Origin of the sequence: Actinoallomurus sp. CA-142502 (genome assembly GCF_050936355.1) — a bacterium.
Classification (GTDB): domain Bacteria; phylum Actinomycetota; class Actinomycetes; order Streptosporangiales; family Streptosporangiaceae; genus Actinoallomurus; species Actinoallomurus iriomotensis.
This window is the reverse complement of sequence record NZ_JBNJMY010000001.1, coordinates 9180716-9199765: the sequence shown is the minus strand read 5'-3', so window position 1 is coordinate 9199765 and position 19050 is coordinate 9180716. Positions and strand designations below refer to the sequence as shown.

Here is a 19050-nt window from a genome sequence, read left to right as displayed (position 1 = left end):
AGGGTGAGGCCCGGGAGGAGAAACTTCTCCCGGGCCTCGGGTTCACATGGTGGCCGGTTCAGGCCACGGCTGGGGCGTGCTTTGGATTCGGCCCGTATTCGTTGTCGCCCGGCTGGCCGTCGGTGGCCAGGAAGACGATCAAGATGATCGTGCCGATGATGGGAATCAAGCCGATGAGCGTCCACCACCCGGTCCGGCCGGTGTCGTGCAGACGGCGAACACCCACGGCGATCGACGGGATCAGCACCGCGAGCGCGTAGATCAGGTCGATGAAGCTGAACACCTTCGCCCAGGTCGAGAGAATGTTCAGTACGACGGAGATGACGAAGTTGACGAGGAAGAACATCCAGTATTCGGTCCGGTGTGCCCGGCCGCTGAAACCCGCGTAGTTCTTGAGTACCGCCACGTACCAGTTCACGGCATTCCCCTTCTGCCTCGCGTCGCGCTTTAACCCCGGATTCCGCGAGAGCAGAAACAGAGTAAATCCAATTACCCGTGGTGGCCAGTGAGATCCGCCGGGAAAATCGGCGGGCGCCATTCGATCTTTCCGGCGGCCGATCGTGTCGATCCGGACCGTACGAGCCGGGGGGGGGCCGGCAGCGCGTGTGCCCGCCGCGGGACCGTCCCCGCCGGGCACCGCGACCCGTACCGGCGCGAACCCCTCCGCGTACGGCGAACGGAACCGTCCGGACGTCCACAATTAGCGTCAGTGTCTGCCAGAATCCTCCCGTACGTCCGTCGCTTCTCTACTAAGATCGTTTATCGCGGCGGGGAGGCATCGTGTCGGCGCGACGATCCGTCGGCATGGCTTGGACGGAGGCATTCCCATCGGACAGCAGAGCGACCCCACGATCCCCCAGATCGACGTCAGCCGGCCCAGTGTGGCGCGGATGTACGACTACTACCTGGGCGGCAAGGACAACTACCGGGTGGACCGCGAGGCGGTCGACCGCGTCGCCGACGCGATGCCCGAGATCCGGCAGCTGGCCCAGGAGAACCGCGCGTTCCTGCGTCGCGCGGTGCGGTACATGGCCCGGCAGGGCATCCGGCAGTTCATCGACATCGGCTCGGGCCTGCCGACGGTCGGCAACACGCACGAGATCGCGCAGGAGATCAACCCGGACGCACGGGTGGTGTACGTCGACAACGACCCGGTCGTGCTCGCTCACGGTCGCGCGCTGCTCGCCGCCGACGACAACACGGCGGTGGCGACGGCCGACATGCACTATCCGGACCAGGTGCTCGAGCACCCGCAGACGCTCAAGCTGATCGACTTCAACGAGCCGGTCGGTGTGCTGATGATCGCCATGGTGCACTTCCTGACCGTGGAGGAGCGGTCGGCCGTCATGAGCCGGCTGCGCGACGCGCTCGCCCCCGGCAGCCACCTGACGGCGACCCACGTGACGACCGACGGCAAGGCCGCGGAGGCCGTCGCGCAGATCGAGGCGGTGTACGCCACGACGCCGACGCCGATCTACTTCCGCGACCACGCGGAGATCGGTCACTTCTTCGACGGGTTCGACCTGGTCGACCCGGGCCTGGTCACACTCGACGTGTGGCGCCCGGACCCGGAGGACCCGGCGCCGGACGCCACCGGGTGGCTGTACGGAGCGGTCGGCCGCAAGAGCTGACGTCTCCTCGTGCCACGGTCCGCCCGCCGGTCATCCTCGGCGGTACGGCGGGGGGCCCGGGGTACGGCGCTGGGGGAGAGGTACGGCGGGCCCGCGCGGGCGGAACGCGCCGTCGACGACGGTCTCCGTCACCCATGAGATGACAGTCCGGTGACGCGCGGACCCGGCCGAAGGCCCTGGGTCCGCGCGTCACCGCGTCACCGCGTCACCGCGTCACCGCGTCACCGCGTCACCGCGTCACCGCGTCACCGCGTCACCGCGTCACCGCGTCACCGCGTCACCGCGTCACCGCGTCACCGCGTCACCGCGTCACCGCGTCACCGCGTCACCGCGTCACCGCGTCACCGCGTCACCGCGTCACCGCGTCACCGCGTCACCGCGTCACCGCGTCACCGCGTCACCGCGTCACCGCGTCACCGCGTCACCGCGTCACCGCGTCACCGCGTCACCGCGTCACCGCGTCACCGCGTCACTCAGCGGTGGTCCCAGTGGTACCGGCCGACTCTCGGGTCGTAGCGGTAGTAGCCCCAGCGCGGGTCGTGCCGGTAGTAGCCCCAGCGGGGGTCGTAGTGGTTGCCGTTGCGCGGGTCCCAGCGCGGGTCGCGGTTGTGACCCCAGCGGTCCTGGCCGTGCTCGTGGTCCCAGCCGTGGTCGTGGTCCCAGCCCGGCATCCCGGCGTGGGCCGCCGGTGCGGCGGAGGCGTGGCCCGCGGGAGTCGCCGCCTGCGCGGCGCCCGCCAGCGCCCCCACGACGACGGCCGGCCCGACGAGAAGGCCCGCCACAGTGGAGCGAGTCGCTTTCATGGATCCCCCCTGACGATGTGGTCCGTACTGACCAATCGCTCCCTACCCGTGCGCGACGGAATGGCAAGCCCAACGAATATTCAATCCAAGGCCGAGAATTGCGGTCCGCTATATCCCGCAAAAAAGCGTCGCGGCATCAACAGTTACGCCAACTAATGGTTCTGCCGCGAATCTAGAATATGACCAGGTAGCAGGCCTGGTGCGCGCCCCGTCGACGGCACGAAGAGGCGGAAAACCGGCGCGATACATAAGGGCGTCCGCCGACCGGGTCCTTACCCGCTGTTCTGACCGCCGTCACGCCGGCCGCGTCACTTGACGTGCTTGGCGGCGTCCGCGCTCGCCTGGTCGGCGCAGACCCAGACGCCGGAGTTCGACCGCAGCCCCGGCAGCCACGTTCCCGGTTCGTCGCGGCAGGCCGCGAGCTGCTGTGCGGCGTGCTCGCGCATGACGCTGTGCGCGTGCGCCAGGTGGAGACCGACCAGGCCGAAGCCGGGGTAGCCCACGTCGTTCCCCTGCGCGTGGTCGTACGCTCCGGCGAGCGTCTTGGCGGCGTTGCGGTCCAGATCCTTGCTCAGCGCGGTGAGCGACGCGGGCTCGATGTTCCTGATCGCGTTCTCGTCGGCCGCGCTGGGGGCGTGGTAGCCGGCGGGCACGGCCTCGCCGGACGCCAGCCGCCGGGGCCAGGTGAGCGTGGTCTGGGTGCTCTCGAAACTCGGCGCCGCCGCGGCGCCGATGTAGGTGCCGCTCATCAGCGAGCCGGCCCCGGTCGCGAGGAGCAGCTTCACGCTGGAGACGTCGCCGATGATCTTAATGGCCACGCCATTGATCGCGGCCAGGCCCTTGATCAGCGCCCGGACCGTCTGAGCGGCCTGGACCATCAACCTGTTCGCCACGTACTCCGCGGCGACGTCCACCGCGGGCACGACCGCGGCGGCGAGCTTGGCCGCCACGAAGTTGAGGAGCGCGGACCCGATGACCGCCGACGCCATGCCCGCCACCGTGTAGCCGACCGCGCAGCCCCAGAGCGTGTCCCGTACGTTGTCGTACATGTCCGCGGCCGCGCCGAGGGTGTCCTGGTAGGGCTTGACCCGGTTGGCGATGAAGGCGTCCTTGCCCTTCTCCTTCCAGTGGTCCGCGGAGGCGTGCCGTTCCACGGCCTGCGAGACCTCCGAACTCGCCGTCCGGAGGCGGTCGGCGACCTCGCCGTACCGCTGGCCCGCGTGCCACATCTGCGCGGGATCCGACACGAGCGTGGCGAGCGGCACCGCGACGAAGGCGGCGAGCGGGTAGACGATGGCGGCACTCGCCGCGTTCGCGGCACCCCACGTGCTCGGCGCGGACGTGATCACATCGGAGACCGTCAGTCCCATGGTGGTTTCCCCACTGCCGGATTAGCCGGTGATCAATGAGCGTACGGCGTGCCGCCGCGTCGCTCAACGCATTCCGCGGAGTACGCGATGCCCTGGGACGCCTGGAGCAGGTGGCGCAGACTGGAGGACATGACACCGGAAGAGCGACGCAGGTTCGTCCGTGACCACCGTACGGCGATCTTCGGCTACTCCCGCAAGAACGACGGACCCGCGATGTCGGCGCTGTACTACATCGTGGAGGGTGACGAGATCCTCGTCTCCACCATGCGGGCGCGGGCGAAGGCCGCGGCGGTGCGCCGCGACCCGAAGGTCTCGCTGTGCGTCCTGGACGAGAAGTGGCCGCCGACCTACCTCAACGTCTACTGCGACGCGGTCGTGGACGACGACCCGCAGGCCGGCGCCGACCTGTTCTTCAAGATCATGGGCGTCATGGCGGGCCGTCCGCTGAGCGAGGACTCCCGCGCCGAGGTCGAGGAGATGGCCCGGCGGGAGGAACGGGTCGTGCTGCGCCTGCGCCCGTACGCGACGTTCGCCACCCCGCCGCGCCACGTCACCACCGAGGCGGACCTCGCCGGCCTCACCCATTGGACCAGCGCCTCGGTCCCCTGGGACGCCTGACGACCCGAGTCTTTCCGACGATCCGGTTCCGCTCGTCCCATGTTGCATAGATCACATTTCCACGGCCTTTTTAAGGCGTAGAGTTCCGCTTCGGAGCGCCGGGAAGCCTGGTCGGCAACAACGACAGGCATGCCGGGGGAGGCGCGAGAGATGACGGAATTCCTACGGGTGGCATTGGATTTTCCGGCGGTCGTTCCGGGCCTTTTCCTCCTCGTGGTGCTCGCCTACTGGGCGCTGGTCGCGTGCGGGGCGCTGGACGCGCTGGCCGGCGCCGCCGTGGCCGTTCTGGTGTCGTTGTTCGTGGCGGTCGCCTGGTTCGCGTGCCTGGCCGGAGCCGTGCTGCTGCGCCGGGGCGACGTGTCGGGCGTGTTGCCGTCCACCGGCGTGCTGGTCGCCTCCGTGTTGCTGTCCGCCCTGCTCACCCGCCTGCTGATGCGACCGCTGCGGCGCATGATCGCCGAAGAGGCGGTGCCCACCCGGCGTGACTTCGTCGGCCGGATGTGCGTGATCAGCACCGGCCGGGTGGATCTCCGTTTCGGTCAGGCCGTCGTGCGCGCCGCCGACGGCTCGGCCGCCGTCATTCAGGTACGGCAACAGCGGAACCGGGACGACGAACCCGCCCTCAAAGCAGGTAGTACCGCACTGATCTTCGACTACGACGCCGAGGGCGAGTTCTTCTGGGTGATGCCGTATGACGCGGAGCTCGACCCCCACCGTTCACCTCGCTGATTCAATTCTCACTCCCGCGATGAAGGACCACTGATGGATTCGCTGTTCGTCGGGCTCGGCGTGCTGGTCGCCGCGATTCTGCTCGTGCTCGCCGGTGTCATCGTGATGCTCCGGCTGTTCCGCAAGGTGGAGCAGGGGCGCGTGCTGATCGTTTCGAAGATCAAGAAGGTGCACGTCACGTTCACCGGCGCGATCGTGCTGCCGATCCTGCACAAGGCCGAGGTGATGGACATCTCGGTGAAGACGATCGAGATCGAGCGCTCGGGCGCCGAGGGCCTGATCTGCCGGGACAACATCCGCGCCGACATCCGCATCACGTTCTTCGTCCGGGTCAACAAGACCGTCGAGGACGTCATCCAGGTCGCCCAGGCCATCGGCACGGCGCGCGCCAGCCACGAGGAGACGCTCCAGACGCTGTTCAACGCCAAGTTCTCCGAGGCGCTGAAGACCGTCGGCAAGCAGATGGACTTCGTCGACCTGTACACCCACCGGCACGAGTTCCGCGACCAGATCGTGCAGATCATCGGCACCGACCTGAACGGCTACCACCTCGAGGACGCGGCCATCGACCACCTCGAGCAGACGCCGCTGGACAGCCTCAACCCGACGAACATCCTCGACGCGCAGGGCATCCGCAAGATCACCGAGCTGACCGCGATCGAGCACGTGCGCACCAACGAGTACCAGCGCAACGAGCAGAAGGAGATCACGCGGCAGAACGTCGACGCGCGTGAGGCGATCCTCGAGCTCGAACGCCGGCAGGCCGAGGCCGAGGTCAAGAAGAAGCGCGAGATCGAGACGGTCCGGGCCCGCGAGGAGGCCGAGATCGCCAAGGTGCAGGCCGAGGAGCGGCTGACCTCCCAGAGCGCGCACATCCGTACCGACGAGCAGCTCGGCATCCAGCAGGAGAACCGCAACCGGGAGATCGCCGTCGCGGAGAAGAACCGCGAACGCGTCATCGCGGTGGAGAGCGAGCGCATCGAGAAGGACCGCCTGCTCGAGGTGATCGCCCGCGAGCGCGAGACCGAGCTGTCCCGGATCGCCAAGGACAAGGAGGTCGAGGCGGAGAAGCGGGAGATCGCCGACGTCATCCGCGAGCGCATCGCGGTGGAGAAGACGGTCGCCGAGCAGGAGGAGAACATCAAGAAGCTCCGCGTCGTCGAGGAGGCCGAGCGCACGCGCCAGGCCCTGGTCATCCAGGCCGAGGCGGAGGCGCAGGAGAACCTCGTCAAGGGCATCAAGGCGGCCGAGGCCGCCGAGGAGGCGGCCAAGTTCCAGGCCCGCCAGGAGCTGCTGCTCGCCGAGGCGCGGCAGAAGACCGCCGAGCTCGACGCGCAGGCCAAGATCCGGCTGGCCGAGGGCGTCCAGGCCGAGGTCGCGGCGGAGGGCCTGGCCGAGGTGCAGGTGCGCGAGCGGGACGCCGAGGCCATCGAGAAGGTCGGCAACGCCGAGGCCGCCGTCGACCGGCAGAAGGCCCTCGCCGCCGCCGACGGCATCCGCGAGAAGCTCAAGGCCGAGGCGGAGGGCCTCACCGACAAGGCCGCCGGCATGGCCGCGATGGACGACGCGACGCGGGGGCACGAGGAGTACCGCCTGCGGCTGGAGGCGGAGAAGGAGATCCGCCTGGCCGGCCTGGACGTCCAGCGGGAGGTCGCCGGCGAGCAGGCGACGGTACTGGCGTCCGCGTTGGAGAAGGCCGACATCGACATCGTCGGCGGCGAGAGCACGTTCTTCGACAAGGTCGTCGGCGCGATCGGCGTCGGCAAGAGCATGGACGGGTTCGTCGAGCACTCCGGCGTGGCGCGCGGCCTCGCCGGGCCGTGGCTGAACGGCGACCGCAGCTTCCCCGAGGACCTCACCCGGCTGCTCGGCTCGGTCAGCACGGACGACGTGAAGAACCTCACCCTGTCCGCCCTGCTCATGCAGCGGATCCGGGGCGGCGGGTCGGATGGCGCCAAGGCGCAGGAACTGCTCGACCACGCCGAACGCCTCGGTGTCGCCGACGCCGCCGTCTCCTCCGTCGCCGTCATCGACCAGTGACGGTAGGAGAGGAGAAGCCTGAGCCGAAGCTGGACGCGGGCACCTACGAGGTGCTCCGCGCCCGGCTCGGCGAGCAGGCCGAAGCGCTGGCGGGCCGGGCCGAGACGCTGAACGCCCGGCGCGTGGAGACCTTCGGCGGCGCCGAGCTGCGGCTCGTCGGCGCCGAGCGGATCCGCACCGAGAACAACTGCGTGCCCCGCGACGTCGCGGCCGTCGGCGAGCTGCTGCTGTTCGGGTACAACGTGTTCATCGGGCTCCGCCCGGAGACGTCGGTGGACGACGTGTTCGCGGTGCACCGGTTCGTCCGGGACGGCGAGAAGTTCCGGTTCGAGGCCGCCGAGTCGGACCTGCTGCGCGACCCGCAGTTCGAACGCGACTTCACGGAGCTGTACCGCTACTACCGCGACAGCCGGCTGCTCCAGCTCCGCCACGTCGAGGGCAAGCTCCTGGCCGTCTTCCAGACCGGCCTGGAGGCCGAGCACGACACCCGCGTGCTCCGATGGAAGACCAGGACGGACGGCACCGTCGTCTACCAGGACAACCTGGGCGAGCCGGACCACGTCTTCCCGCCGTCGCACGACTTCACCTGGACCGAGACGACCCGCGACGACCACGTCCTGGGCCGGCACCCCCACATCTCGATCGAGGACGAGATCTTCGTCGAGACCGTCGGGGGCGACCTGACCGTCAAGCTGGAGAACAACACCGAGACCGGGGAGGGCGTCTACCGCGAGCCGGTCGCCGAGCCGCTGCAGAGCCTCGCCGACGCCGAGGTGGAGTACGCCCGCGTCGGCGCGCTGATCCTGCTGCGCGTGCGGCCGTACAAGGAGGAGGACCGGCGGCACCTGGTCTTCAACACCCGCACCCGGTCCGTCGTACGGCTCGACGGCATCGGCCAGGCGTGCCGCCGGCTCCCGGAGGACCAGGGGATCATCTTCCCGGGCGGCTACTACCTGGTCACCGGGACGGCCAAGACCTTCGACACCGAGACCGACCGGCTGGAGTACGAGCGCGTCATCCGGTCCCCGAACGGCGAGGACGCGCTCTACGTCTTCCACGCCCGAGAGGCCGGCCGGTACCTCCTGCTGCCGTACAACGTGATCCGCAAGGAGGTCGCCACCCCGATCACGTGCCACGGCTACTCGCTGTTCGACGACGGCACGCTGGTCTCGTTCCGCGCCGACTCGGCCGAGCCCACCCGGGTGCACCAGATGCAGGTGTGGCAGACCCCCTACGTGTCGGACACGTACGCGGCGGCGCAGCCGGTCGGCACCGGGCCGCTGGAGCGCGTCGGCAACGCCGACCTGGTCCGCGGCATCTCCGACGCCCTCTCGATCGCCCGTACGGTGGCCGAGAGCGAGCCGTCGGAGGCGGTGCTCGAGGCGTTGATCGCGGCCTGTGACCGGGCCGCGGACCGCTACTTCTGGTTCGGCGAGCAGGGCCTGCGCGAGCCGCTCGACGGTGTGCGCGCCGCCGCCGAGCAGGTCCTGGAGGAGTACGAGAACGTCCAGCGGCTCACCGCGCAGGCGTCCGGCGCGCTCGCCGAGGCCGAGGAGCGGATCACCACCCTGATCCGGCAGACGAGGGGCGAGTCGCCGGCCACCGCCGACGCGTGGGTGAGCCGGCTCGCCGAGCTGCGCCGCTCGCAGGGGCGGCTCGAGACGCTGCGCGAGATGCGGTACGCGGACACGGCGGGGATCGACGCGCTGGCCGGGCGGCTCGGCGACGAACTCACCGCGACGGGCGGTCGCGCCGTGGCGTTCCTCCAGGGGCCGGACGCCTTCACCGGCTACCACGAGCGGATCGGCCGGATCGCCGCCGACGCCGAGGCGATCGCGACCGCGGCCGAGGCCGATCCCGTACGGGAACGGCTCGCCGAGCAGACCCACGGCCTGGAGACGCTCACCGAGGTCGTCGGATCGCTCGACGTCGCCGACGCCCGCGTCCGCACCTCCATCCTGGAGCGGATCGGCGAGGCGCTCGCCGAGATCAACCAGGCTCAGGCGAGCCTGACCGCCCGCCGCCGCGAACTGCTCGACGCCGAGGGCCGGGCCGCGTTCGCGGCGGAGTTCGCGCTGCTCGGCCAGGCCGTGACCGCGGCCCTGGCGATGGCCGACTCTCCCGCGCACTGCGACGACCAGCTCGGCCGCATGATGCTCCAGCTGGAGAACCTGGAGTCGCGGTTCGCCGAGTTCGACGACTTCGTCGCGCAGCTGTCCGCCCGGCGCGAGGAGGTCTACGAGGCGTTCTCCACGCGCAAGCAGGCACTCGTCGACGAGCAGGTACGGCGGGCGGACCGGCTCGCCGAGTCGGCCGAACGCGTCCTGACCGGGATCCAGCAGCGCGTCGCCGAACTGGACTCCCTCGACGAGATCAACACCTACTTCGCCGCCGACCCGATGGTGGCCAAGGTCCGCGGCGTCGCCGATCAACTGCGGGACCTCGGCGACGCGGTGCGCGCGGAGGAACTCGCCGGACGGCTCAAGGCCGCCCGGCAGGACGCCGGCCGGGTCCTGCGCGACCGCGTCGACCTGTACGAGGGCGGCGGGCAGGCGATCCGCCTCGGCCGGCACCGGTTCGCGGTCAACACCCAGCCCCTCGACCTGACCCTCGTGCCGTACGAGGGCGGCCTGGCTTACGCGGTGACCGCGACCGACTACCGGCAGCCGGTGCGCGACCCGGACTTCGCGGCGACCCGGCCGTACTGGGACCAGTCGCTGGTCTCCGAGACGCCTGAGGTCTACCGCGCCGAGTACCTCGCCGCGGACCTGCTCACCGGCCCCTCGCTCGGCGCGCTGCGGCGCGCGGCCGAGTCCGCCGACGGCCTGTTCGCCGAGGTGCGGCGCGCCGCCGAGACCCGGTACGACGAGGGCTACGAGCGCGGCGTCCACGACCGCGACGCCGCTCTGATCGTGGCGGCGCTGCTGCGGCTGCACGACGACGCCGGGCTGCTGCGCTACCCACCGGCCGCGCGTGCGGCCGCCCAGCTGTTCTGGGCGCACGGCGCCGCGAAGGAGGACCGTACGTCCTGGGCCGCGCGGGCCCGGTCCCTCGCCCGCGCGCGTGCCGCGTTCGGCGACGCGGCGGCGGTCGCGGGGCTGCGCGCCGAACTGACCGCGGCCATCGCGGCCTCCGCCCTCGACGCCGGGCCGCACGACCTCGCGGGGGAGTACCTGTTCGAGGAGCTGGCCGCCGCGCCGGAGGGCTTCGTCACCGGCGCGGGCGCCCGCGCCCTCCTGGACGGGTTCCGGCGGGCGCTCGGCGGCGATCCGGGGTTCGAGGCCGACCTGCGCGAGCTGGGCGACGACCTGGCGGCACGGCGGCAGCTCGTCGAGGCCTGGCTGAGCGCGTACGTGGCGTCGGACGCCTCGCCCGCCGGCGATCTGGCCGAGGCGGTGGCGATCGAGCTGTGCGGGCCGCTGCCGCGCTATGAGTCCTCCGCGCCGCTGACCGCGACCGTCGAGGGCCTGCTCGGCACGCACCCGCGCGTCACCGGCCGGCGGCTGGAACTCCGCCTCGATGAGGTGCTGACCCGTACCCGCCGGTTCCGCGCCGAACGCGTGCCCGCCTACCGGGCGTACCAGAAGCGACGCGGGGAGCTGGTCGCGGCCGAGCGGTCGCGGCTGCGGTTGGAGGAGTACCGGCCGAAGGTGATGAGCGGGTTCGTGCGCAACGCCCTGCTGGACGAGGTCTACCTGCCGCTGATCGGCGACAACCTGGCCAAGCAGCTCGGCGCGGCGGGCGACGCCAAGCGCACCGACCAGATGGGCCTGCTGATGCTCATCTCACCGCCCGGGTACGGCAAGACGACGCTGATGGAGTACGTCGCGGGGCGGCTCGGCCTGATGTTCGTCAAGATCAACGGGCCGGCGCTCGGCCAGTCGGTCACCTCGCTGGACCCGGCCGAGGCGCCGAACGCCACCGCGCGCCAGGAGGTCGAGAAGATCTCCTTCGCGCTGGAGATGGGCAACAACGTGCTGCTCTACCTCGACGACATCCAGCACACGTCGCCGGAGCTGCTGCAGCGGTTCATCTCGCTGTGCGACGCCCAGCGCCGCATCGAGGGCGTCTGGGAGGGCCGCACCCGCACGTACGACCTGCGCGGCAAGCGGTTCGCGGTGTGCATGGCGGGCAACCCGTTCACCGAGTCGGGCCGGCGGTTCCGCGTCCCGGACATGCTGGCCAACCGCGCCGACGTGTGGAACCTCGGCGACGTGCTGTCCGGGCGCGAGGAGCTGTTCGCGCTCAGCTACGTGGAGAACGCCCTGACCTCCAACCCCGTGCTCGCCCCGCTGTCCACCCGCGACCGCGCCGACGTCGAGCTGTTCGTACGCCTCGCGCGCGGCGACTCCACGGCAATGCCCGACCGGCTCGTCCACCCGTACTCCGCGACCGAGGTCGAGCAGATCACCGCCGTGCTGCGCAAGCTGCTGAGGGTGCAGCGGGTGGTGCTCGCGTGCAACCGGGCCTACATCGCCTCGGCGGCGCAGAACGACGCGTCGCGGACCGAGCCGCCGTTCCAGCTGCAGGGCTCCTACCGGAACATGAACAAGCTGGCCGAACGCATCGTGCCGGCGATGAACGACGCGGAGCTGGAGGCGGTCGTCGACGACCACTACCTCGGCGAGGCGCAGACGCTGGCCTCCGGAGCCGAGGCGAACCTGCTGAAACTCGGCGAGCTGCGCGGCACGCTGACCGCCGAGCAGAGCGAGCGCTGGGCGGAGGTGAAGGCGGCGTTCGTACGGGCCCGGGCGCTGGGCGGTGAGGAGGACGACCCGATGAGCCGGGCGGTCGGCGCCCTCGGCCTGCTCGCCGACCGGATCGCCGGAGTGGAGACCGCCATCGCCCGCACCGGCCGGTCCGGCCGTCCGCCTACGGGATGACGGTCAGCGCCGGAGGGGAGGCGGCGGCGCGCGCCGCGAGTGCGGTGACCAGTGCCGTACGGATGTGGTCGAACAACGCGAAAAGGTCGGCACAGTAAACCGAACGATGGTCGAACCCTTTTTGGTCCTGATAACGATGGGAATAATGTCCGCCCGCGCATACGGCCGCCCAGCGGCACTCGCGGCACTGCCCGGGTATTCCGGTCATGCCTAATTGGCGAGCGATGGTGGCAGGATGTCGGAGCGCGGCATCGAAATCGTCATCGCCGACGTCCAGGCCGAGGTACGCGGCGCCGTCGAAAGCCGCGGCGAGGATATCCGACTGCTCGATCTGCCCGTCGGTCTCCACGACGATCATCGCGGCGGGGCTCGTCCCGATCCCCTCGACGGCCGACGCGCCGCCGAGAAGCACATTGATGATCTCCTCGAACAGCCGGATCCGCGTCTCGCGCACCGGTGCGTGGAACCAGCGGTCGAAGATGGGGATCAGCCAGGCCGCGTACGCGCCCGCCGGCCCGGCCGGCGGGTTGCTCCAGTTGGCGTGCGGCAGCAGCAGGTCGATCGCGGGCGGCGAGAAGGCCAGCAGCGCCTCGTAGGTCGCGATCGGGTCGTTGGCCAGGTCGATGACGCACAGCAGCCCGGAGAACAGGTGACCGAACTCCGGGCCCGTCAGCGCGTCCAGCCCTCGCGTGACCTGGGCGTGACTGCCGCCTCGCGGCCTGCGCCGGGCGCGGTCGTGGGCGGCCGCGTCGCCGTCCAGGCTGACTCCGACGCGGATCCCCAGCTCGTCGAACAGGGTCAGGAAGCGGCGGTCGAGCAGGGTCCCGTTGCTCTGGAGGGAGAAGTCGACCGTCGCGGCGTCGCCCACCGCGCCGCGCACGGCCGTCACGACGTGGCGAAGCCGATCGGGGCCGGCCAGGAGCGGTTCTCCGCCGTGCAGGACGACCGCGATGTCGGTCAGGTCGTGCGACCGCACGTGCTCGGCGATCCGGGCCGCGGCTAAGTCCGCGATTCGGGCGGACATGACGGGTGGCCGATGCCGCCAGCGCTGATCGGCCATCGTGTACAGATAGCAGTAGGTGCAGGCGAGATTGCACCGACTGTGCACCTTGAGAATGAACTGACGGAAGGGGGTCGGCTTCTTGATCGGCCGATTGCGGCCAATAAGTCCGTTGATCATGAACCGGAGCCTACGCCGGGTCTAGGGGGTCGATAGTGTCGAGTGACGCTTTACAAACCACTTTAGTGGGGGACCATGTAAAAAGCGGTGTCTATTATAGAAGTCGGTTCTGGGTGCGGGCGGTGGAGGCATGCGGGGAAACGGGCAGCCGGCTCTGGTGGACCTCTCGGGGGTCGATCTGGAGGCTCCGGACCTACAACAGGACGAGTCGGTCATGGGCTGGGCGCTGGCCCGGAGACGCCGCGAGGGCGACGAGGGCACGCCGGGATACGCCAGCTTCATCAATGACACGGTCCTCGAAGGCTCGCGCCGGACGGAGCGCGGCACGAGGGCAGGCGGCACGGCGTGACCGGCCGTCGCTCGACCCGGTGCGTGACGTTCACCTCGGCGGCGCGGGGGCTCGGCCGCACCGCGGCCGTCGCGAACACCGCCATGATCCTGGCCGGAGCGCGTGAGCGCGTCCTCGTCGTCGACTGGAGCGGCGAGCGCCCCACCGATCGCGGCTACTTCAAGCCCTTCAGCGTCGGTGAGCCGCCCGAGGTCGCCGCGCTCGGCGCGCTCCTCGACCGGCTGACCGGACAGGACCCCGGCACGTGGCGGCCCGAACGGTTCCAGCCTCCCGGAGACGCCGGCCCGGTCGACCTGGTCACGCCCCTCGGCCCCGGGCGAGGCGAGTCGCTGCCGGGGCTGCCCTGGGCGGAACCGATCGACGTCATCGTCCAGCGGCTGCGCGACGCGATGGAGGACCTGCCCTACGGCTACATCCTCGTCGACGCGCCCACCGAGCCGAACGCCGACATCATCGACGTCATCGCCCGGGGCAGCGACGTCGCCGTCGTGGCCTTCGGGCCGGGCCGCCTGGCCGCCCTTCAGGCGGCGAACCTCGCCGAGGCGATCCAGGCGCAGGCCGCGGCCGGGATCGACCTGCTGCCGCTGCGGGCCGGTCCCCGCACCACCGGGCCGGAGATCGCCCAGGTCGACGCGGACCTCCTCACCCAGCTGTTCGAGGCACCGCCCGGCACCGGCAAAGAGGTCCTCACCGTCCCGTTCCTGTCCCGGCAGGCCGGCCGCTCCATCCTCGCGACCCTGGCGGAGGAGCCGGACAGCGAGGTGGTGCGGGCGTACGGCCGGCTGACCGAGCGGCTCTCCGGCGGCGTCGTCACCGGTCACGCCGAGCTGCCGGCCGCGCTGCGGGCGAACTACCGCATCGCCGTCGGTCTGGACGAAGCCCGCGAGACCGAGCGGTTCACGGTCGTCCACGACCGGGCCGACCGCCGCTGGGCCGACTGGGTCCAGGCGCAGCTGCGCGGCCTCGGCGCCGACGTCACGCTGGCCGCGGAGGGCGAGCCGGTCACGGGCCGGGTCGTCGTGATCGCCTCGGCCCACCTGCTGCCGGCGCTCGCCGACGCGCGGCACGGCACGGACCCCGCCCTCGTGCTCTGCGTGTCCGACGACGTCGCCGAGCGGCTGCCGGACACGCCGCTCACGCTGAACCTCGCCGGCCGGGAGCAACGCGAGGCGATCCGGCTCTTACAAGGCCGGCTCGGCCTCGTCGCCGGCGGCCTGCCCTCACCGCCCGTCGGCTTCGTCCCCGCGTATCCGCTCGACCCGCCCCCGGACGGCGCGGTCGCCAACCACGTCCTGCCCGACGACGGCCCGTTCGTCGGGCGCGACGGAGACCTGGCCGCGCTGCGCGACCGGCTGATGCGCGACATCGACGGCTGCGAGCCGCACGTCCTCGGCGGCCCGCCGGGCATCGGCAAGACCGCCATGGTCGAGCACTACATCCGGGCCTTCGGCGAGGACTACGGGATCATCTGGTGGGTCTCGGCGCGCACGCCGGAGCTCGCACGGCTCGACCTGAACGCCCTGGCCGCGCGGCTGCGGGTGTCCCCGGAGGGCGACCCCGCGGCGGCCGTCGTCACCGCGCTGCGCTCCTCCGGGCAGGACAACTGGCTGCTCGTCTACGACGACGCCGACGACCTGGCCGCGCTGGAGGACCTCATCCCGTCCGGCGGTCCCGGCCACGTGCTCATCACCAGCCGTACGGCCGGGGACGCCGCCGACCGCCTCGGGCCGGTCGACACCGGCCCGGGACGGCGTTTCCTGCGCGAGCGGATCGACGGGCTGTCGGACGAGCACGCCGAGACCGTCGTCGGCATCGTCGAGGGCCTGCCGCTCGCGCTGAGGCTGGCGGCGGCGTGGATCCGCGAGGCGGTCGACTACCTGCTGGCCATCAGGGCGCTCGACACCGACGGCGCGACGGCGTGGGCGGTGGCGGAGTTCAAGGCACGCGTCGCCCAGCGGATGAGGACGCCCGGGACGGAGCCGACCGCGGCCTGCCTGGACGTGACGTTCGAGTCGATGGAGGACGGCCCGCTCGGGTGCCTCGCGGCCCGGCTGCTCGAACTCTGCGCCTGGCTCGCGCCCGAGGGCGCGAGCCACCGGCTCTTGGCGTCGGCGCCGTTCCTCGACCGGCTCGCCGTCGCGGCCGGTCCGGAGGCCGGCGAGCTCGTCGCCGCCGACAGCATGGTGCTGGACCAGCTGCTGCGGCTCTGCGTGCGCTTCGGCCTGGCCGACGTCCAGTGGAGCCGCGATCCGCGGATCCTGCTGCACCGGAGGGTGCAGGAGCTCATCCGGGACCGCCTCTCCCCGGAGCAGGCGGCCGAGCGGCAGGGGCAGACGATCGGCGCCCTCGCGGACATCGTGCCCGTCGAGGCCGACGGCCCGGTGAGCCTCCACGGGGAGGTGTTCTCCGAGCTCCACCGGCATCTGGGCCCGTCCGGGGCCGCCGAGAGCCTCGACGCCCACGCTCGCCGCTGGCTCGTCGAGCAGGTGCGATTCCAGTACGTCACCGGCGACCGGGGGAGCTGGAGCCTCATGCTCCCGATGGTCGAGGAGCTGCTGCCGGCCTGGCCGGACGACCTGCTCAAGGGGCGCCTGCTCGTCCAGGTCGCCAACCTCCGCCGTGACCTCGGCCGGTTCGACGACGCCCTGCGGGCGAGCGAGCAGGCGCTGACGATCCTGCGCGGAGCGGACGCCGCGGGCCGCTACTGGGCACTGACCGCGGGCCGCGGCCGCACCGGAGACCGGCGCGGCCTGGGGCAGTTCGGCCAGGCGCTGGGCGAGATCGAGGGCGTGTACGAGGAGACCCGGCTGCTCCTCGGCGACGGCCACCGCGACACGACCATCGCCCGTAACAACCTCGCCGAGGCCGCCTTCCTCACCGGACAGCACCAGCTCGCCGAGGACACGGCCGTACGCGCGTGGCGGCAGCAGGTGGCCGAGTTCGGGGAGACCGACCCGATCGCGTTGCGCATCGCCCGCCGGGTCGGCGACTACAAGTTCGCGAACGGGCGCAAGGACGAGGCGCGGCGCCTGCTCGTCATGAGCCTCGGCCAGGCGCGTGACCAGAAGACGCCCGACCGGCTCAGCGAGATGGACCTGCTGAGGAGCCTCGCGATCGTCGACCGGCAGCGGGGGGTGGACGCCGCGGACGAGAAGATCCGGAGGGCCGTGCGCGGGTTCCGCGCGGTCCTGGGCGCCGGCCATCCCAGCACCCTGGCCGCCGAGCTGAGCCTGGCGATCGAGCTCGACGAGGCCGGCGATCACCTGGGGGCCTCGCGGCTGGGCCGGCGGCTCCTCGACGACCTCGTCGGCGTGTACGGCCCCGGCCATCCCTTCGTCCAGCTGTGCCGGCTCGACCTCGGCCTGTTCGAGGGCACGATGGAGGCGCCCGAGAACACCCTCGCGACGGTGCGGGAGGCGAGACAGCGGCTCGTCGCCGCGCTCGGCGAGCAGCATCCGTGGGCGATGGTGGCCGCGCTGCACGAGGCACGGGCGCTGACGGGTCTCGGCCGGGCCGACGAGGCGCTGCGACTGCACGAGGCGACCGCCGCGGACCTGCTCGACTATCTGGGGGACGAACACCCCTATACCGAGGTCGCCGCCGCGGCGCTCGAGACGGCTGAGGGCCTGACCGAAGCGAGCATTACTTCCGCCATTTATGTGGACATTCCAATCATCTGATGGGGAAAAGCGGGTTTTCGAAGGAGGCGGCAATGGGGGAGCTTCGCACAACTCGTGCGAGTGTCCATGAATGGACGGGCAGCCGCAGCATCGAGCAGGTTACGGTCAGCACTTTTCACGACTACGTATGCCGGCAGGGAGGTCCGCACTACCTGGCCAAGTACGACCACGGCGTCTATGAGTTCGCCGTGGACGTGCTCGACGCCGGGGAGCTCTTCTCGGCCGGCTCCGACGCGTCGCCGGACCGGCGCCACTTCTACCAGGCGGCCGGGCAGCAGCTCGCCTTCATGATGACCGCCCTGGACCAGCAGCTGAACGACCTCGAGACGGGCCGGCTGATCCGCATGGTGCTGCACGCGGAGCGCGGGGCCATGTTCTGCATGTCGGTCACGCCGAAGAACTACGTCCTGGCGATCGTCTTCGGAGCCGCCGCCGCCGTGAAGGGCCGGACGGCCCGGGTGTTGCCACAGGTCGGTCTCGTCCGCGACGCCGATGTGTTCGTCAGCGGCATCGTCGACGGGCTCCGCGACCGGCTCGGGATCCCGTCCCAGAACCCCGGCGGCTGGAAGAGTACCATGCCGGCGGCGAACGCGCCGTCGGCGGACGAACCGGCGAACGACGAGACCTTCCGATCCGCGGTCCAGCGACGGAGCTCGCCGCTGTCCACGCTGGGTGGCCGGCTGCCCGACCTGCTCAGACCGGACGAACTCGTCTACCTCGCGCACTGCCGGTCGGGAGACATCGTCGCGGAGGCGGACCTCCTCGACCACGAGCAGGTCGTCGCGCTGCGGCCGGCGCATCTGCCGCCTCCGGCGATGCGGACGCTCTACCGGCGCACGGCCGAGGGGTTCGTCACGTTCACCCGGCAGCTGAGCCAACTCGCCCGGCAGGCGGTTCGCGGCCGGATGCTGCGCATCGTGCTGGACGTCGAACAGGGCGCCGTCTACTACTACCGCCTCGGCCCCCGCGACTACCTCGTCGGGGTGACCGTCAACCAGAAGCGCGTGAGTCAGGCCGACCGGAGAATGGGCGAACTCGTGGCCGGCCTTGTCGGCGCCGGGGCGAGTTTCGGACAGTAACAATTGCCGTCGGTCTGACAATATTCTACACTCGAAACGACAGCGTCGTCATTGTCTTTGTCCCCTGCTCGCGGGAAGTGTCCGGCGCCATGGCGAAGCGATTTGCGTTAATGCTCGTAATAGTCGGATTAGGCGCTCTCGCAGGCGGATACTTCGGACATGTCGGGGCGCTGCTCAACAGCGGTTACTACCCGGCGGTGGTGACGGGGCTTCTCGCGCTGGGCCTCTACGGCAGCACGCACGCCATCGACCTCGAGCACCTGCGCGGCGACCTGCGTACGGTCGTGCTCGCCGTCACGGTGGGCGTCCTGTTGAAAGCCGCGTTGATCAGCGCCGTCATGCTCGCGTTCTTCCCCAGGCCCGGCTCGCTGGTGCTCGGCATCGCCGTGGCGCAGATCGATCCGCTGTCGGTGGTGGCCCTCGGCGGCTCCTCCCGGCTCTCCGCGCGCGGACGTGGCCTGCTCCTCGCGTGGGCGTCCTTCGACGACCCCGTCACGACGCTCCTCACGATCTATGTCGGGGCGCTGGCGCTGTCGGCGCGGCACGGCGGGTCGGCCGCCGCGCTGAACCTCGGCGGACCCGGGTCCTTCGCCCTCGACCTTCTGGGCAACGTGCTGCTGGCCGGCGCGGTGTTCCTGGCCTACCGGTGGGTCCGGCGGTTCCGTCCGTGGCCCCGGCTGGCGGTCAC

At 71.0% G+C, this 19050-nt stretch carries 12 protein-coding genes; 8 read left to right on the top strand and 4 right to left on the bottom strand.

The genetic code is table 11. From position 1 onward, the window contains the following. Positions 1 to 58: 58 nt before the first annotated feature. A complete protein-coding gene (locus ACQEV1_RS42815; RefSeq protein WP_433402483.1) occupies positions 59 to 538 on the bottom strand; it encodes a DUF805 domain-containing protein in 480 nt (159 codons plus the stop codon). Between the two features lie 271 nt (positions 539 to 809). Between ACQEV1_RS42815 and ACQEV1_RS42810 the strand changes: the two genes are divergently transcribed. Then, the gene (locus ACQEV1_RS42810; protein ID WP_433402480.1) at positions 810 to 1631 is read left to right on the top strand and encodes an SAM-dependent methyltransferase; all 822 of its coding nucleotides are present in this window, start codon (positions 810 to 812) and stop codon (positions 1629 to 1631) included. A 473-nt stretch (positions 1632 to 2104) separates the two neighbouring features. Here ACQEV1_RS42810 and ACQEV1_RS42805 read toward each other — a convergent pair whose 3' ends face one another. Beyond that, complete coding sequence (locus ACQEV1_RS42805) at positions 2105 to 2434, bottom strand: hypothetical protein (protein WP_285633915.1); 330 nt, start codon at positions 2432 to 2434, stop codon at positions 2105 to 2107. Between the two features lie 308 nt (positions 2435 to 2742). Beyond that, positions 2743 to 3804, bottom strand: a complete 1062-nt coding sequence (locus ACQEV1_RS42800) for a hypothetical protein (RefSeq protein WP_433402477.1) — start codon at positions 3802 to 3804, stop codon at positions 2743 to 2745. 129 nt (positions 3805 to 3933) lie between these two features. On the opposite strand from ACQEV1_RS42800, the gene ACQEV1_RS42795 reads away from it, so the two are divergent. The 4 genes from ACQEV1_RS42795 (at position 3934) to ACQEV1_RS42780 (ending at position 12074) form a co-directional block, all read left to right on the top strand. Further along, on the top strand, positions 3934 to 4422 hold the full coding sequence (locus ACQEV1_RS42795; protein WP_433402475.1) for a pyridoxamine 5'-phosphate oxidase family protein: 489 nt from the start codon (positions 3934 to 3936) through the stop codon (positions 4420 to 4422). Between the two features lie 150 nt (positions 4423 to 4572). Then, positions 4573 to 5151, top strand: a complete 579-nt coding sequence (locus tag ACQEV1_RS42790; RefSeq protein WP_433402473.1) for a hypothetical protein — start codon at positions 4573 to 4575, stop codon at positions 5149 to 5151. Positions 5152 to 5184: 33 nt separating this feature from the next. Continuing rightward, positions 5185 to 7191: a flotillin family protein gene (locus ACQEV1_RS42785; protein ID WP_433402470.1), complete on the top strand. Its 2007-nt coding sequence runs from the start codon at positions 5185 to 5187 to the stop codon at positions 7189 to 7191. Then, on the top strand, positions 7188 to 12074 hold the full coding sequence (locus tag ACQEV1_RS42780) for a DNA repair ATPase (RefSeq protein WP_433402468.1): 4887 nt from the start codon (positions 7188 to 7190) through the stop codon (positions 12072 to 12074). The genes ACQEV1_RS42785 and ACQEV1_RS42780 overlap by 4 nt, the downstream gene beginning before the upstream one ends. Here ACQEV1_RS42780 and ACQEV1_RS42775 read toward each other — a convergent pair. Then, positions 12064 to 13254, bottom strand: a complete 1191-nt coding sequence (locus ACQEV1_RS42775; protein WP_433402465.1) for an FxsB family cyclophane-forming radical SAM/SPASM peptide maturase — start codon at positions 13252 to 13254, stop codon at positions 12064 to 12066. The two genes, ACQEV1_RS42780 and ACQEV1_RS42775, sit on opposite strands and share 11 nt — an antisense overlap. A 130-nt stretch (positions 13255 to 13384) precedes the next feature. Here ACQEV1_RS42775 and ACQEV1_RS42770 point away from each other — a divergent pair, with 130 nt between their 5' ends. From ACQEV1_RS42770 to ACQEV1_RS42760, 3 genes are read left to right on the top strand one after another with little or no spacing between them, the layout of a single operon-like run. Next, the gene (locus ACQEV1_RS42770) at positions 13385 to 13603 is read left to right on the top strand and encodes a hypothetical protein (protein WP_433402462.1); all 219 of its coding nucleotides are present in this window, start codon (positions 13385 to 13387) and stop codon (positions 13601 to 13603) included. Next, a complete protein-coding gene (gene fxsT, locus ACQEV1_RS42765; protein WP_433402459.1) occupies positions 13600 to 17283 on the top strand; it encodes an FxSxx-COOH system tetratricopeptide repeat protein in 3684 nt (1227 codons plus the stop codon). Before ACQEV1_RS42770 ends, fxsT begins: the two co-directional genes overlap by 4 nt. Before the next feature lie 32 nt (positions 17284 to 17315). Further along, positions 17316 to 18362, top strand: a complete 1047-nt coding sequence (locus ACQEV1_RS42760; RefSeq protein WP_433402456.1) for a hypothetical protein — start codon at positions 17316 to 17318, stop codon at positions 18360 to 18362. The last annotated feature ends 688 nt before the right edge of the window (positions 18363 to 19050 follow it).

What these genes read in the sequence shown, in the direction of transcription:
- ACQEV1_RS42770 (WP_433402462.1), top strand. Translation starts at nt 13,385, where the DNA reads ATGCGGGGAAACGGGCAGCCGGCTCTGGTGGACCTCTCGGGGGTCGAT.
- ACQEV1_RS42815 (WP_433402483.1), bottom strand. Translation starts at nt 538, where the DNA reads ATGGCGCCCGCCGATTTTCCCGGCGGATCTCACTGGCCACCACGGGTA.
- ACQEV1_RS42805 (WP_285633915.1), bottom strand. Translation starts at nt 2,434, where the DNA reads ATGAAAGCGACTCGCTCCACTGTGGCGGGCCTTCTCGTCGGGCCGGCC.
- ACQEV1_RS42775 (WP_433402465.1), bottom strand. Translation starts at nt 13,254, where the DNA reads ATGATCAACGGACTTATTGGCCGCAATCGGCCGATCAAGAAGCCGACC.
- ACQEV1_RS42800 (WP_433402477.1), bottom strand. Translation starts at nt 3,804, where the DNA reads ATGGGACTGACGGTCTCCGATGTGATCACGTCCGCGCCGAGCACGTGG.
- ACQEV1_RS42760 (WP_433402456.1), top strand. Translation starts at nt 17,316, where the DNA reads ATGGGGGAGCTTCGCACAACTCGTGCGAGTGTCCATGAATGGACGGGC.
- ACQEV1_RS42790 (WP_433402473.1), top strand. Translation starts at nt 4,573, where the DNA reads ATGACGGAATTCCTACGGGTGGCATTGGATTTTCCGGCGGTCGTTCCG.
- ACQEV1_RS42795 (WP_433402475.1), top strand. Translation starts at nt 3,934, where the DNA reads ATGACACCGGAAGAGCGACGCAGGTTCGTCCGTGACCACCGTACGGCG.
- ACQEV1_RS42785 (WP_433402470.1), top strand. Translation starts at nt 5,185, where the DNA reads ATGGATTCGCTGTTCGTCGGGCTCGGCGTGCTGGTCGCCGCGATTCTG.